This is a genomic window from Acidovorax sp. sic0104, assembly GCF_019219095.1.
In the GTDB taxonomy this organism is placed as follows: Bacteria; Pseudomonadota; Gammaproteobacteria; order Burkholderiales; family Burkholderiaceae_C; genus Acidovorax.
This window is the reverse complement of sequence record NZ_JAHUWH010000021.1, coordinates 62,494-76,067: the sequence shown is the minus strand read 5'-3', so window position 1 is coordinate 76,067 and position 13,574 is coordinate 62,494. Positions and strand designations below refer to the sequence as shown.

Here is a 13,574-nt window from a genome sequence, read left to right as displayed (position 1 = left end):
GCTGGCGTTCTGGTTGGGGATGGCGTTGGCGACGGTGGGGTTGTCGTTGACGTTGCCCACGGTGATGGCGAAGGTGTCGGTGACGCTGCCGCCGTTGCCGTCGCTGGCGATCACGTCGATGTCGACGCTGCCCACGTCGCCATTGGCGGGTGTGCCGCTGAAGGTGCGGGTGGCGGGGTCGAAGCTGAGCCAGGCGGGCAGGGCCCCGCCGCCAGCGAGCTGGGCGCTGTAGCTGAGGGTGTCGCCCACGTCGGCATCGGCGAAGGTGTTGGCTGCGAACTGGAAGCTGAAGGCCGCGCCCTGGGTGGCGCTGCGGTCGGGGATGGTGTTGGCCACCGTGGGCGCGTCGTTGGTGTTGGCCACCACGACGTCGAAGGTGTCGGTGACGATGCCGCCATTGCCGTCGTCGGCCGTGATCTGGATGCTGAGCGTGCCCACATCTCCGTTGGCGGGCGTGCCACTGAAGGTGCGGGTGGCCGCATTGAAGCTGAGCCAGGCGGGCAAGGCTCCACCGCCAGAGAGCTGGGCGGTGTAGGTGAGCGTGTCGCTCGCGTCCACGTCCGCGAAGGTGTTGGCGGCGAATTGGAAGCTGAAGGCCGCGTCTTCAGTGGCGTTCTGGTTGGGGACGGCGCTGGCCACCGTGGGCGCGTCGTTGGTGTTGGCCACCACGACGTCGAAGGTGTCGGTGACGCTGCCGCCACGGCCGTCGCTGGCGACCACATCGATGCTGAGCGTGCCCACGTGGCTGTTGGCGGGTGTGCCGCTGAAGGTGCGGGTGGCGGGGTCGAAGCTCAGCCAGGCGGGCAGGGCGCCGCCCCCGGCGGTCTGGGCCGTGTAGTTGAGCGTATCGCCGACGTCTGCATCGAAAAAGGTGTTGGCCGCGAACTGGAAGCTGAAGGCTGCGTCTTCGGTGGCGTTCTGGTTGGGAATGGCGTTGGCCACCGTGGGGGCCATGTTGATGAAGATGTTCTTGTTGGCTCCCAGCGATCCGGCCGCGCCTGGTGTCGGGAGCGTCAGGTTGGCGTTGTTGCCGAGCGCGTCGCGCACCGTGCCGCCATTGAGGGCCAGGGCGCTGGTGCTTGTGTAGTCCAGATCCGTGGTGGCGTCGCCCGCCTGTACCGTATAGGCAAAGGTCAGTGTGGAGGTGCCCGAGCCGCCCGTGTAGTTGACGGGTTGGTCCATGGCGCCGGTCTCCAGCGTCAGTTGTGGCGTACCGGTGACCGTGACGCTCTCGCTGAAGGTGACGGTGATGTTGATGGTCTGCCCTGGCGAGTAGCCGCCATTGGCGGAGGTGGCCGAGACCGCAGTGACGGTGGGCGGCTGCGTGTCGATGGCGTAACTGTTCGAGTTCTGCGTGCCCGTGCCGGCGACCGAGGTGGCGACCGTGGTCACGCCCGCCATGTTCAGGACGATCTGATTGGTTGCAGCGGAAATGCCATCGGTGGGTGTGAACGCGGCCGTCCACGTGATGCCTCCGTTGCTTGAGCTGACGGGGGTCAGCAATCCGTTGGGGATGGTCAGGTCCGCATTGGTGAAACCGGTGACGGCCTGTGAGAACGTGAAGGTGACCAGCGAGGACTCGCCTGCGGTCAGTGAGCTGTCGGTGACCACCACGGTGGCCGTGGGCCGCGTGACGGGGGCCACGGTGATGTCATCCACATAGATGGAGATGTCGGTAGTCCCGTTCTGGCGGACGATGTACACGGCATCCAGGTTCCCCCAGGCATTGCCCGAAACGGTGACCAAGGCGCCGCCATTGGGATACGGGCCAGCCGTGAAGTCTTGCGTGGCGCCACTCACCGCGCTGCCGTCACGGTAGCCGATCAGGCGGTAGTCGGCGCCGCCGGACAGGTACTGTTCGACCACGATGGACTGGAACGCAAATTCCGATCCGTCCGAGGAGGCCATTACGGCCGCGGCCAGTCCAGTGCCCGCGACGTAGGTGCCGTTGAGTGCGGCTGCGTGATCGGGTCCGTCATTGGCCAGCGAGGTTTCGCTGGCAACGTTCGTCACGTCGATATAGCTGTAGATGCCTGTGTCGGGGTTACCGTCGGCGCCCAGCATGGTGAAGGTCCAGCCGTTGATCGTGCGCGGCTGGCCCGCTGTGCCCAGGCTGTGCCCGTCGGTCACCATGACACCATCGAAGTTCTCGGTGGTCGGAGCGGCCAGCAGGCCTGCATAGTCCACGGCACCGCCCCGCGAGAAGTGTCCCGCCTTGATGCTGCCGCTGTGGCGCTCCAGCACCCAGTCTCCGCCCAGCAGGTCCGAGCCCGTGGGATTGGTGGAGGCGGCGACGTCCGCCCTGGACAGCGTGGCCCACGTTTCGAGGAAGGCGGCGCCAACCTGGCCTTCGGCCACATTGCAGCCGTACAGCAGGATGTCGCCGTCCTCGCCCAGCGCCTGGCCAATGCGCTCCAGCACGTCGGCGTCGGCGGTCAGCGCCGCCGCGTCCAGCACCCGGGAGCCCAACTGCAGCTGCCCCTGCCCACCGTGGCTCAGGATGTGCAAGGCATCGATGCCGCTGCGCCCTTCCAGGTATTGCGCAATCTGCACGAGGCCGTCCCGGCTGCCATCGAGCACCACCACCTGTGCGCCTGGGCGAACACTGTTGGCCAGTTGCTGCCAGTTCGGCAGGTTGTCGAAGACGAACACGATTTCATTGGGGGCGGGGGACGCACTGGCGGCCATGAGGCTCTCCTCGGACGAAAGGTGGGACGTGACGGATTATCTTTGGTCGCCTGACATGCCTGCGCGGGCGGTGCCTCTGCGTTCTTGGGAGCCCCGTCCTATGGTTGATGACCCCGGCGGAGACCTCGGGAAGCCTGTCCGCAGGCGCTCAGTTGTGTCCCGCGCGAAAAGGGTATTTGGCGCTGCCATAGAATCCCGCTGCCCATGCGCCGCTTGCTGCTTATCTTTCTTTTGGTGTTCATGCCGCTCCAGTCCGTCTGGGCAGCGGCATCGCCGTATTGCGGGCACGAGACAGCTCCGCAGGCATCGCATTTCGGCCACCATGCGCACGACCACCATGGCGATGCGCCGGCCGAAAAGGCCCAGTCGTCCATGGCAGGTGAAACCCCCGACCACAAGGCGCTGGCCACCACCGGCACGGCCGACATGGACTGCCACGCCTGCCATGGCGCGGGCAGCTGCATGGCTTTGAGCGCCAGCGGCCAGGCCATTGTGGTCGCCGTGGCTGCCCCCGCCGCGCTGGTGGCGCCGGCCTGGGTCCATCCACCACTCACCCGCCCCGAACGCCCCAAGTGGTCCGTCCTCGCCTGAGCGGCGAGGCGGGTTTCTGGCGACCCTTTTCCTGATGATCGCTGCGGCCCTGGCGGGCTGCGCAAGTGCCTGCGCGTGAGCGCCTGCGCCGGTCATCGTGCCTCGCCGATTTCAACCCCGTGGCCCTCGGCCACTGCAGAGGAATCGGATGCAAGAAACAACGAGAAAGAATCACAAGCGACGCCCGTTGCTGGCGGCCGTGGCGCTGGGATGCGCGCTGGCCGCAGGCGCTGCGCAAGCCCAGTCACCCGCTGAACCAGCGGAGCCGCCGCTCACGCTCAAGACCCTGTTCGAGCGGGCCTGGGAGCGCCAGCCCGAGGCGCAGTCGGCGGCCCTCCGGCGCGAATCGGCCCAGGCCGCGCGCAGCGGTGCGTCGTCGTGGACGGCCGAGCCGGTGGCGCTGGAGCTGTCCCGCAAGAGCGACCGCCCCGGCAGCAACCAGGGCAGCCGCGAAGTCGAAGTGGGTGTGGCCGTGCCGCTGTGGCTGCCCGGCGAGCGGGCGCGCAAGGCCGCGCTGGGCGATGCCGAGATCAAGGCCGTGGAAAGCCGCCGGCTGGCCGCGCAGCTTCAACTGGCCGCCACCGTGCGTGAGGCCTGGTGGGCCCTGCGGCGTGCGCAGGCGGAGCTGGGCCTGGCCCAGGACCGGCTGCAGAACGCGCAGCGCCTGGCGGCCGACGTGGCACGCCGCTTCAAGGCGGGCGACATGTCGCGTGCCGACCAGGCGCAGGCAGACGGTGCCGTGGCCCAGGCTGAAGCGGCGGTGGCAGAGGCCACCGGCGCGCGCGATGTCGCTCAGGCGGCCCTGCAGGCGTGGGGCGGCAAGGTGGTGCTGGCCGATGCCGCAGAGCCCGAGGCCGAAGCCCTGCCTGAGCCAGGCCTGCCCACGGACCACCCGGCCGTGGCCGACTGGCTGGACCAGGCCGAGGTGGCGCGCCGCGCCGCCGACCTGGCCGCCGTGCAGACCCGCGCCAACCCCGAGCTGACCGTGGCCGCCACGCGCGGGCGCGAGCAGGCCGGCGAGCGCTACCTGCAAAGCTTCACCGTGGGTGTGCGCGTGCCCCTGGGCGGAGGCGACCGCGCGCGCGCCAAGGAGACGGCTGCACGCGCGGATGCCCTCGATGCCGAGGCGCGTGCCCGCGTCGAGCAGGACCGGCTGGCCGCCGACGTGGCCGCCGCCGTCGCCCGCGTGAGGGCCACGCAGGCCCAGCGCGAGGCCATGGCCCGCCATGCGGCGCTGGCCCGCGACACGCGCGGCTTCATCGACAAGGCCTTTCGCCTGGGCGAGGCCGACTGGCCCACACGCCTGCGCGTGGAGCTCGAAGCCGTGCAGGCCGAGCGCCAGCTCGCGCGTGCCCGCGTCGATGCCGCGGCCGCCGTTTCCACCCTGCGCCAGGCCCTGGGCCTGCTGCCGCAGTGAGCGCCCCGCTTTTTCATCCCTCATTCCCGAACCACCATGCAATTCCTTTCACTGATTCATGCACTGGGCCTGGCCCTGGTGCTGGGCCTTGTGCCCCCGGCCGCGCTCGCCGACGCCGGCCATGACCATGGCGAAGCTCCCGCTGCAGCGGCAGGCGCCGCGCTGCCGCGCTTTGCCGCCACCTCCGACCTGTTCGAGCTGGTGGGCGTGATCGAAGGACAAAAGCTCGCGCTCTACCTCGACCATGCGGGCGACAACAGCCCGGTGAAGGAGGCGCAACTGGAGCTCGACATTGCCGGCTCGCGCGTGCCGGTGACCCGCGTGGCCGACGGCGAATTCCAGGCCGCGCTGGCCGCTCCGCTGGCCGAGGGCGCAAGCCCCGTCACCGCCACCGTGGTGGCCGGCAACGACACCGATCTGCTGGCTGGCGAGATCGACATCCATGCGGCAGCGCACGCCCATGGCGAACCTGCAGGCCGGCGCAACGCGCTGGTGGCCGGTGCTGTGGCCGCCGTGCTGCTGGCCTTGGCAGCGGTGTGGGGCGTGCGGCGTGGCCGCGCGGCGCGCACCCGGCACCAGGGAGGTGCCGCATGAAGCGCTTGACCTCCCTGCATTCCGTGCTGGCCGTGGCGATGGCCGCCGCCCTGTGCGCCCCGCTGATGTCGCGCGCCGGAGAAGGCCATGACCACGGCGACGCCCCCGCAGCCGCCGATGGCAACGGCCCCAAGCGCCAGCCTGATGGCAGCGTGTTTTTGCCCAAGCCGGCGCAGCGCCAACTGGGTGTGCGCACCCTCGTGGCGGCCGAGGGGCAGCACCCCAAGGCCTTCGAGCTGGCCGGCACGGTGGTGATGGACCCCAATGCTGGCGGCAAGGTGCAGGCCGCGCTGGCCGGCCGGCTGGAGTCCGGGCCCAAGGGACTGCCCGGTGTGGGCCAGGCAGTGCGCAAGGGCGAGGTGCTGGCCTATGTGGTGCCCACGGCGGGCGCCATCGAGCGCTCCAACCAACTGGCGCAGCAGGCCGAGCTGCGTGCCGCACGCGACCTGGCGGCACGCCGCGTGGCGCGTTTGAAGGACCTGTCGGACACCGTGCCGCGCAAGGACATCGAGGCGGCGGAGAGCGAGCTGCAAAGCGTCACCCAGCGCCTGGGTGCGGTGGGGGCGGGCCTTTCGACCCGCGATGCGCTGGTGGCGCCCGTCTCGGGTGTCATCGCCTCGGCCAACGCAGTGGCAGGGCAGGTGGTGGATGCACGCGAGCTGGTGTTCGAGGTGGTGGACCCCACGCGCCTGCGCGTCGAAGCCCTGGCCTACGACACCGCCCAGGCCCACAGCGTCGCCGGTGCCGCGCTGGCCATGGGCGGGCAGCGTGTGCCGCTGCGCTTTCTGGGCGCCGCGCGCAGCCTGCGCGAGCAGGCGCTGCCGCTGCAGTTCGCCGGGGACGCCGCAGTGCTGGGCACCCTCGCACTGGGCCAGCCGGTGCGCGTGTTCGTGCAGTCCGCCGAGCAGACTGCGGGCGTGCAGGTGCCCGTCGCGTCGCTGCTGCGCAACCCCTCCAACCAGACCATCGTCTGGGTCAAGGAATCGCCCGAGCGCTTCGCGCCGCGCGTGGTCACCTACGTGCCGCTCGATGGCGCTTCGGTGGTCGTGACCTCGGGCCTCAAGGCCGGGGACCGCGTGGCCACGCAGGGCGCCACGCTGATCAACCAGGTCCGTTGAAGGGAGCCGCACGATGTTCAAGTGGCTACTCGAAAGCAGCCTGGCCCACCGGCTGCTGGTGCTCATCGCGGCGGGCGTGCTCATGGCCTACGGAGCCTTCACGCTGTCGCGCACCCCGGTGGATGTGTTCCCCGACCTCAACAAGCCCACGGTCACGCTCATGACCGAGGCCGGCGGCATGGCCGCCGAGGAGGTGGAGCAGCTCATCACCTTCCCGCTGGAGACCACGATGAACGGCCTGCCCGGTGTGGAGAGCGTGCGCTCCACCTCCAGCGCGGGCCTGTCCTTCATCTATGTCACCTTCGACTGGAACACGGACATCTTCCGCGCGCGCCAGATGGTGTCCGAACGCCTGTCGTCCATGGAGGAGGGCCTGCCCGCGGGCGTGACGCCGCGCATGGGGCCCATCAGCTCCATCATGGGCGAGATCATGCAGGTGGCTATTCCCATCGACGCGCAGCGCACCACGCCCATGGCCGTGCGCGAGTACGCCGACTGGGTGCTGCGTCCGCGCCTCCTGGCGATTGCCGGCGTGGCGCAGGTGATCCCGATCGGCGGCGAGGTGCGCCAGTTCCAGGTGCAGCCGAACACGGCGCGCATGGCGGAACTGGGCGTCACGCACGATCAGCTCACGGGGGCGCTCAAGGGCTTCTCGGCCAACACCTCGGGAGGCTTTCTGGAGCTCAACGGGCGTGAATACCTGATCCGCCACCTGGGCCGCACGTCGCGCCTGGAGGATCTGCAGAACCTGGCGCTCGCCGCAAAGAACGGCCAGCCCGTGCTGCTGCGCCAGGTGGCCGAGGTGACGTTTGCTGCCGCCCTGAAGCGCGGGGACGCGGGCTTCGAGGGCAAGCCGGCCGTGATCCTGGGCATCCAGAAGCAGCCCACGGCGGACACCATCGCGCTCACGCGCAGCATCGAGGCGGCGCTGGGCGATTTGAAGAAGTCGCTGCCCACCGGCATGGAGGCGCCGCGCGTGACCTTCCGCCAGGCCAGCTTCATCGAGGCCTCGGTCACCACCTTGCAGGGCAAGCTCATCGGCGCCTCGGTGTTCGTGGCGGTGATCCTGTTCGTGTTCCTGGGCACGCTCAGGCCCACGGTGATCGCGCTCACCGCCATACCGGTGTCCATCTTCATCACGGCGCTGGTGTTCAAGTACTTCGGCCTGTCCATCAACACCATGACGCTGGGCGGCCTGGCCATTGCCATCGGCGGCCTGGTGGACGATGCGGTGGTGGACGTGGAGAACGTGCTGCGCCGCCTGAAGATGGACCGCGCCAAGCACCCGAACCACCGGCTGCACCCCATCGAGGTGGTCAAGCTCGCGTCGATGGAGGTGCGCTCGGGCATCCTCTATGCCACGGCCATCATCGTGCTGGTGTTCCTGCCGCTGTTCGCGCTGCCGGGCATCGAGGGGCGGCTGTTCGTGCCGCTGGGCATCGCGTTCATCGTCTCCACCGTGGCCTCGCTGCTGGTGTCGGTCACGGTCACGCCGGTGCTGGCCTTCTATTTGCTACCGCGCATGAAGAACCTGGACCATGGCGACACGCGCGTGGTGGCCTGGCTCAAGGCGCGCTATCGCGGCGGGCTCACCCGGGTGCTGGCTCGCCCGCGCATGGCCATGGCGGTGAGCGGGGTGGCGGTGGTCCTGTCGGTGGCGGCGGTGCCGTTCTTTCCGACGACGTTCCTGCCACCGTTCAACGAGGGCACCTTGCTCATCGGCATGCGGCTGAACCCGGGCGTGACGCTGGCCGAGTCCACGGCGCTGGCCAGCCAGGCCGAGGTGCTGGTGCGCCAGGTGCCCGAGGTCACGCATGTGGGCCGGCGCAGCGGCCGGGCCGAACTGGACGAGCATGCCGAAGGCGTGCACGTGAGCGAGCTCGACGTGGGCCTGTTGCCTGCGGCCGAACTCAAACGCAGCATGGCCGAGGTGCAGGCCGACATCCGCAGCCGGCTGGCGCAGATGCCGGCGGCGATTGCCATCGGCCAGCCGATCTCGCACCGCATCGACCACATGCTTTCGGGCGTGCGCTCGCAGATCGCGATCAAGCTCTTCGGCGAAGACCTGGACACCCTGCGCGGCCAGGCCGATGCGTTGCGCGCGCGGCTGGCCACCATCGACGGCCTGGCCGACCTGGAGGTCGAAAAGCAGGTGCTGGCGCCGCAGATCACCGTGCGTGTGGACCATGCCGCCGCAGCCCAGTACGGCGTGCCGGCCGCGCAGGTGCTGGCCACGCTGCAGGGCCTGGTGGAGGGCGAGAAGGTCACGCAGATCGTGGAGGGCAGCCGGCGCTTCGCGCTGGTGGTCCGCCTGCCCGAGAGCGCGCGCTCACCGGGCGGCTTGGCGCAAGTCATGATCGAGACCCCGCGCGGGCGGGTGCCGCTGTCGCGCCTGGCCAGCATCGAGGACGGCGACGGCCCCAACCAGATCAGCCGCGACGACGGCAAGCGCCGCATCGTGCTCTCGGCCAACGCGCAGGGCCGGGCACTGTCCGATGTGGTGGCCGACATCCGCAAGGTGGTGGGCGAAACACGCCTGCCCGACGGCTACTTCATCACCCTGGGCGGCCAGTTCCAGGCGCAGGAGGAGGCCAGCCGCCTGGTGGGCCTTCTCGCCATCGTCTCGCTGGTGCTGATGTTCGTGGTGCTCTACACGCGCTACCGCTCGGCCACGCTGTCGGCGCTCATCATGGCCAACATCCCGCTGGCACTGGTGGGGGCGGTGCTGGGGTTGTGGATATCAGGGCAGCCGCTGTCGGTGGCAGCGCTGATCGGCTTCATCACGCTGGCGGGTATCTCGGTACGCAATGGCATTTTGAAGGTGAGCCACTACCTGAACCTGATGCGCGTGGAGGGCGAGAACTTCGACACCGCCATGATCGTGCGCGGCTCGCTGGAGCGGCTCTCCCCCGTGCTCATGACCGCCCTGGTCACCGCCTTCGCGCTGGCGCCCCTGCTGCTGGAAGCCGAGCGCCCGGGCACGGAGATCCTGCACCCGGTGGCGGTGGTGATCTTCTCGGGGCTGATCAGCTCCACGCTGCTCGACACCTTCCTCACTCCCGCCCTGTTCTGGCTGTTCGGCCGCCGCGACGCCGAGCGGCTGCTGGACGATCGCAGTGCCGAGGCCTTCTGACTTTTCTCCTGTGCATCCAACCCTTGAAAGGACTTTCATGTTTGCAAAAAACCTCCTGGCCGCGCTGGCCCTGGCCGTCTCCGGCTCAGCCTTCGCCGCTGGCGACCATGCCCACGGCGACGACCACAAGCCGCAGCACGGTGGCATCGTGGCTGCCACCCACGACATGGACTACGAACTCGTGGCCAAACCGGATGTGATCACCCTGCACCTGCGCGACCACGGAAAGCCTGCCAGCTCCCAGGGCGTGAGCGCCAAGCTCACGCTGCTCAACGGCACGGAGAAGTCCGAGGCCGTGCTGGTGCCCGCAGGCGACGGCAAGCTCGAAGCCAAGGGCAGCTTCAAGGTGGCGCCCGGCACCAAGGTCGTGGCATTGGTGACGCTGCCCGGCAAGAAGGCGGCGAATGTGCGGTTTGCCGTGAAGTAGGCCAGGCAACTGCCGGCCAGGGCCCGGCCGGAACGCGAAGGTGTGAAGCCTTTCCGCTCCGCCGGGTGCAAAGGAGAATTAGATGAAAATGGCTTGTGAGGCGCTTGCAGCAATCGTCATAAGCTATTGAACTGATAGCAATTTGTCTGGCGCAGGCTCTGATGGGGCATGGCGCCGGATCCACTCCACCAGGGCCTCCCGCTCCATCGGCATCGCGATGTGGTAGCCCTGGCCTTCCTGGCATCCCATGCCCAGAAGTGTCTGCCAGACTGCACCGTCCTCGATGCCTTCGGCCAGCACGTTCAGGCCCAGCTTGCGGCCCAGTTGGGCCACCATTTCCGCGATGCGGGCGCCGCGCGGCTCGCCGAGCTGGCGCACGAACGAGCGGTCGATCTTGATGCGGTCGAGCGGCAAGCGCTCCAGATAGCTCAGCGACGAGTAACCTGTACCGAAGTCGTCGATCGCGATCGAGATCCCCTGGGCCCGCAGTGCGGACAGCGTGCGCTCCAGGAACTGTGTTGGAAGCACGGCCACCGACTCGGTGATCTCGAGCTCCAGGTGCCGCCCCTGCAGGCTGCTGGCCTGCAGCGCCGCGCACACCATGTCGAAGAAGCCGGGGTCCTGCAACTGTACCGTCGAGACGTTGACGGCCATGCGCTGCGGAGCGGCCCCTGCGTCCAGCAGCGCGCGCATGGTGGCGCAGGCGGTGGCCAGGACCCACTGCCCCAGTCCCACGATCAGGCCCGAATGCTCGGCCACCGGAATGAACTGGTCGGGCGGAACGAACTGGCCGTCCGACGTGCGCCAGCGCAGCAAGGCCTCCAGGCCCACGACCGTGCGCGTGCCCAGGTTCAGCTGCGGCTGGTACACGAGGAACAGCTGCTGCGTCTCGATGGCCTCCCTCAGTTCGGAGCGGAGCACGGCGCGCGCGCGTGCGTCCTTTCCCATCTGGTCGGCATACTGCAGGTCCTGCCCACGGTGGTCCCGCTTGGCGCGCTTGAGCGCAATGGTGGCGTCCTTGACGAGATCAGCGCCCGCCTGCGGCTCGTCAGGCAGCAGCACGTAGCCGCAGGTGAGCGAAACCTTGTGCGGCACACCGTCGATGTGCAGGGGTTGGTGCACGCACTCCAGCAGCTTGCGCGGCTTCACCTGCCGCACAGAGCCCAGTACCCCGAAGGTGTCCGCGCCCAGGCGTGCCAGCAGCACGCCCGTGGGCAGGGCGGCTTGCAGGCACCGGGCGACCTTCTCCAGAAGGCGGTCGCCGAAGCGGTGACCCATCACGTCGTTCGTCGCGCTGAAGTCGTCAATGTCGATCAGTGCCAGGACGTAGTCGGTGGAGCCGTGGCGTGCGCAGTCGTTGACTTCCTCGACGAAGTGGGCGCGGTTGGGCAGGTTCACCAGGGGGTCGTGGTAGGCGCTTTCGTGCAGGCGTCCGAGCAGGCCCCGGTTGTGCAGCAGCGTGCCCAGGTTGGCGCACAGCACGTCCAGCAGTTGCGGTTCCAGCCCGCGGTGGTTGCGGGGCACGTCCATGAACACGACGAAGTCCTGCTCGTCCTTGTGGCCGATGTGCAGGGCCAGGCCACCGGCCTCGCCGTAGACGTTGTAGCGTTTGTCGATGGATGTGAAGAGAAGGTCCAGCTCCGGGCCTTGGGGCAGCAGGTCCAGCGGCAGACCCACCAGTTCGGAGAACCTGCCGGAGGCGGCCAGAACGTAGTAGTCGCGCCGGCTATCGCCGCGCTGCACGCACACCAGGCCTTCGCGTTCCACATGGAGCAGTGCCGCCAGCTGGGTCAGCACGGCAGATGCGAACTCGTAGGCGTCCTTGGTCTCCAGCAGCGATGCGCTGGAGCGCACGATCAGCTCCAGGCTCACGCGGCTCGCGTCCATGGCGCACAGCTGCTTGTAGGACCGCACGGCGGTCACGACCATGGCCAGGAGCCGGCCGGGGGTGAGCTCCGCCTTGGTACGGTAGTCGTTGATGTCGTAGCGCAGCAGCATTTCCAGGTCCGGCACCTGGCCCGGCTGCCCGGTGCGCAGCACGATGCGGGTGTTCTTGAGGCCGGCGGAGTGGCGGATGAAATCGACCAGGTCCAGCCCTGCGCGGGCCTGCTCCGACACCACGTCGAGGATGACCATGGCCAGGTCTTGCTCCTTGAGCAGCAGGGCCCGCGCTTCATCGCCCGAGAAGGCGTGCATGAACACCAGCGGGCGCTCGAACAGCGTGTGCCCCTCCAGCGCGGCCAGCGTGGCGGCGTGGACATCGGGGTCGTTGTCCACGACGAGGATCCGCCAGTGCATGCCCGTGCTGTGCGTGTCGCGCCGTGCTGCGTCCAGGGCGCCCCACCGCGTGTCGGCCCGGCGCAGCGCCGTCTCAGACCACATGCTCGAAGGGCTGCAAGGCCGTGGCGGAGACGCGCACCTGGTTGCGTCCGCCACGCTTGGCGACGTACAGCGCTTCGTCGGCCAGGCCGTAGGCACTGTCGAAGTCGCTGCCCGCTGGTGCCCAGCACACGCCAAAACTGGCGGTGACGCCGCTGCCGTCGGGCAGGTCGAACGGGTGGCTCTCAATGGCCTGCCGCAATGCCTCTGCGACCCGGTGGGATGCAGACGCGTCCTGCTGCGGCAGCACCACGGTGAACTCCTCTCCACCCACGCGCCCGACATGCGCGGTGGGCGGGACGACTGCCTGCAGGCAGGCGACCACGCCCAGGATGACCTGGTCACCCATCGGGTGGCCGAAGCTGTCGTTGATCCGCTTGAAATGGTCGATATCGAGAACGACCAGGGCCAGGTCTTCGCGGCCGAAGTGCCGGTTGACCAGCTCGATGATGGCGGCGCGGTTCAGCACACCGGTCAGCGGATCGTGGTTGGCGCGGTGTTCGAGCTCGGCCGCCAGTTCCTGCAACTGCGCGTTCATCCGGGTCATCTCCAGCTCGGCGCGGTCGCTGCGGCGCACCAGCCTGCGCGTCTCGCGCAGAAGCCGCTCGTACGCAAGAACCAGATCTCCCAGGGCCTGCCCGCAGGCATCCTGGCCTGGGTGCGTGCACGCAGCGTGGGCTGTTCTGGCGGCCAGCAGCGTCTGCGTCTCGGCGTCGAAAAGGTCGGGTGCCTGCCCGGGCGTGGCGCTGCCGGTCATTCAGCTGGCTCCTACCGCGTGGGTCACGAACTCGATGGCCGGAAAGTCTTCGCTCAGCTCCTGGCCGAAATCGAGGATCGTGTCGTCTTCCTCGTCGTGGTACCAGTTGAGAACCACGCGGTTGCCTGCCTCGGCCGCGTTGTTCAGAGCCTCGATGAGGTTGAACAGCATCTTGGTGCTGGAGCTGTTGAAGTAGGCGAGCGCCACGTTCACGTCGACGCTTGACTCCTGCAGCGTGGCCAGGAATTCGCCGAGCCGCGCGATGATGTCGCCATAGAAAGCCGCCGCGTTCTCCGGATAGGACTCTCCGCGCAGGCTGAGGGTTCGCGCATCAAACTTGAAATCCACCTCAGGCGAGCTGGGCGTGGGGGCGATGTAGAGGTTTTCCATCAGTAGTCTCGGATCTCGATTCATGGGCAGGCGCCGCGGGCTTCGTGTGAAAGACACGGTCTTGGTGCCACTATTTCGTG

General features: G+C 68.6%; 10 protein-coding genes. 6 read left to right on the top strand and 4 right to left on the bottom strand.

Annotated features, from left to right (window positions below; translation table 11 throughout):
• A partial coding sequence (locus tag KW835_RS23780; RefSeq protein ID WP_218386982.1) for a putative Ig domain-containing protein occupies positions 1-2,688 on the bottom strand: 2,688 nt, incomplete at its 3' end.
• 204 nt (positions 2,689-2,892) lie between these two features.
• On the opposite strand from KW835_RS23780, the gene KW835_RS23775 reads away from it, so the two are divergent.
• The 6 genes from KW835_RS23775 (at position 2,893) to KW835_RS23750 (ending at position 9,968) form a co-directional block, all read left to right on the top strand.
• Positions 2,893-3,279 (top strand): hypothetical protein, encoded by a 387-nt coding sequence (locus tag KW835_RS23775; RefSeq protein ID WP_218386980.1) that lies wholly within the window; start codon positions 2,893-2,895, stop codon positions 3,277-3,279.
• A gap of 148 nt (positions 3,280-3,427) precedes the next feature.
• Entirely contained in the window at positions 3,428-4,696 is a 1,269-nt protein-coding gene (locus tag KW835_RS23770; RefSeq protein ID WP_218386978.1) for a TolC family protein, read from the top strand.
• A gap of 36 nt (positions 4,697-4,732) precedes the next feature.
• On the top strand, positions 4,733-5,290 hold the full coding sequence (locus KW835_RS23765; RefSeq protein ID WP_056411754.1) for a hypothetical protein: 558 nt from the start codon (positions 4,733-4,735) through the stop codon (positions 5,288-5,290).
• On the top strand, positions 5,287-6,408 hold the full coding sequence (locus KW835_RS23760; protein ID WP_218386977.1) for an efflux RND transporter periplasmic adaptor subunit: 1,122 nt from the start codon (positions 5,287-5,289) through the stop codon (positions 6,406-6,408). The genes KW835_RS23765 and KW835_RS23760 overlap by 4 nt, the downstream gene beginning before the upstream one ends.
• 13 nt (positions 6,409-6,421) lie before the next feature.
• The gene (locus tag KW835_RS23755) at positions 6,422-9,541 is read left to right on the top strand and encodes an efflux RND transporter permease subunit (protein ID WP_218386976.1); all 3,120 of its coding nucleotides are present in this window, start codon (positions 6,422-6,424) and stop codon (positions 9,539-9,541) included.
• A 37-nt stretch (positions 9,542-9,578) separates the two neighbouring features.
• Positions 9,579-9,968, top strand: a complete 390-nt coding sequence (locus KW835_RS23750) for a hypothetical protein (protein WP_218386975.1) — start codon at positions 9,579-9,581, stop codon at positions 9,966-9,968.
• 123 nt (positions 9,969-10,091) lie between these two features.
• On the opposite strand, the gene KW835_RS23745 is transcribed toward KW835_RS23750, so the two are convergent.
• The 3 genes from KW835_RS23745 to KW835_RS23735 form a co-directional block, all read right to left on the bottom strand.
• A complete protein-coding gene (locus KW835_RS23745; RefSeq protein WP_255593884.1) occupies positions 10,092-12,266 on the bottom strand; it encodes a bifunctional diguanylate cyclase/phosphodiesterase in 2,175 nt (724 codons plus the stop codon).
• Positions 12,267-12,339: 73 nt separating this feature from the next.
• Positions 12,340-13,104 carry a GGDEF domain-containing protein gene (locus KW835_RS23740; RefSeq protein ID WP_218386973.1) on the bottom strand — a complete coding sequence of 255 codons (765 nt, stop codon included), beginning with the start codon at positions 13,102-13,104 and terminating at the stop codon, positions 12,340-12,342.
• Positions 13,105-13,494 (bottom strand): DUF1987 domain-containing protein, encoded by a 390-nt coding sequence (locus KW835_RS23735; RefSeq protein WP_218386972.1) that lies wholly within the window; start codon positions 13,492-13,494, stop codon positions 13,105-13,107. It lies immediately after the preceding gene.
• Between the last annotated feature and the right edge of the window lie 80 nt (positions 13,495-13,574).

What these genes read in the sequence shown, in the direction of transcription:
- KW835_RS23755 (WP_218386976.1), top strand. Translation starts at nt 6,422, where the DNA reads ATGTTCAAGTGGCTACTCGAAAGCAGCCTGGCCCACCGGCTGCTGGTG.
- KW835_RS23770 (WP_218386978.1), top strand. Translation starts at nt 3,428, where the DNA reads ATGCAAGAAACAACGAGAAAGAATCACAAGCGACGCCCGTTGCTGGCG.
- KW835_RS23745 (WP_255593884.1), bottom strand. Translation starts at nt 12,266, where the DNA reads ATGCACTGGCGGATCCTCGTCGTGGACAACGACCCCGATGTCCACGCC.
- KW835_RS23750 (WP_218386975.1), top strand. Translation starts at nt 9,579, where the DNA reads ATGTTTGCAAAAAACCTCCTGGCCGCGCTGGCCCTGGCCGTCTCCGGC.
- KW835_RS23765 (WP_056411754.1), top strand. Translation starts at nt 4,733, where the DNA reads ATGCAATTCCTTTCACTGATTCATGCACTGGGCCTGGCCCTGGTGCTG.
- KW835_RS23775 (WP_218386980.1), top strand. Translation starts at nt 2,893, where the DNA reads ATGCGCCGCTTGCTGCTTATCTTTCTTTTGGTGTTCATGCCGCTCCAG.
- KW835_RS23740 (WP_218386973.1), bottom strand. Translation starts at nt 13,104, where the DNA reads ATGACCGGCAGCGCCACGCCCGGGCAGGCACCCGACCTTTTCGACGCC.
- KW835_RS23735 (WP_218386972.1), bottom strand. Translation starts at nt 13,494, where the DNA reads ATGGAAAACCTCTACATCGCCCCCACGCCCAGCTCGCCTGAGGTGGAT.
- KW835_RS23760 (WP_218386977.1), top strand. Translation starts at nt 5,287, where the DNA reads ATGAAGCGCTTGACCTCCCTGCATTCCGTGCTGGCCGTGGCGATGGCC.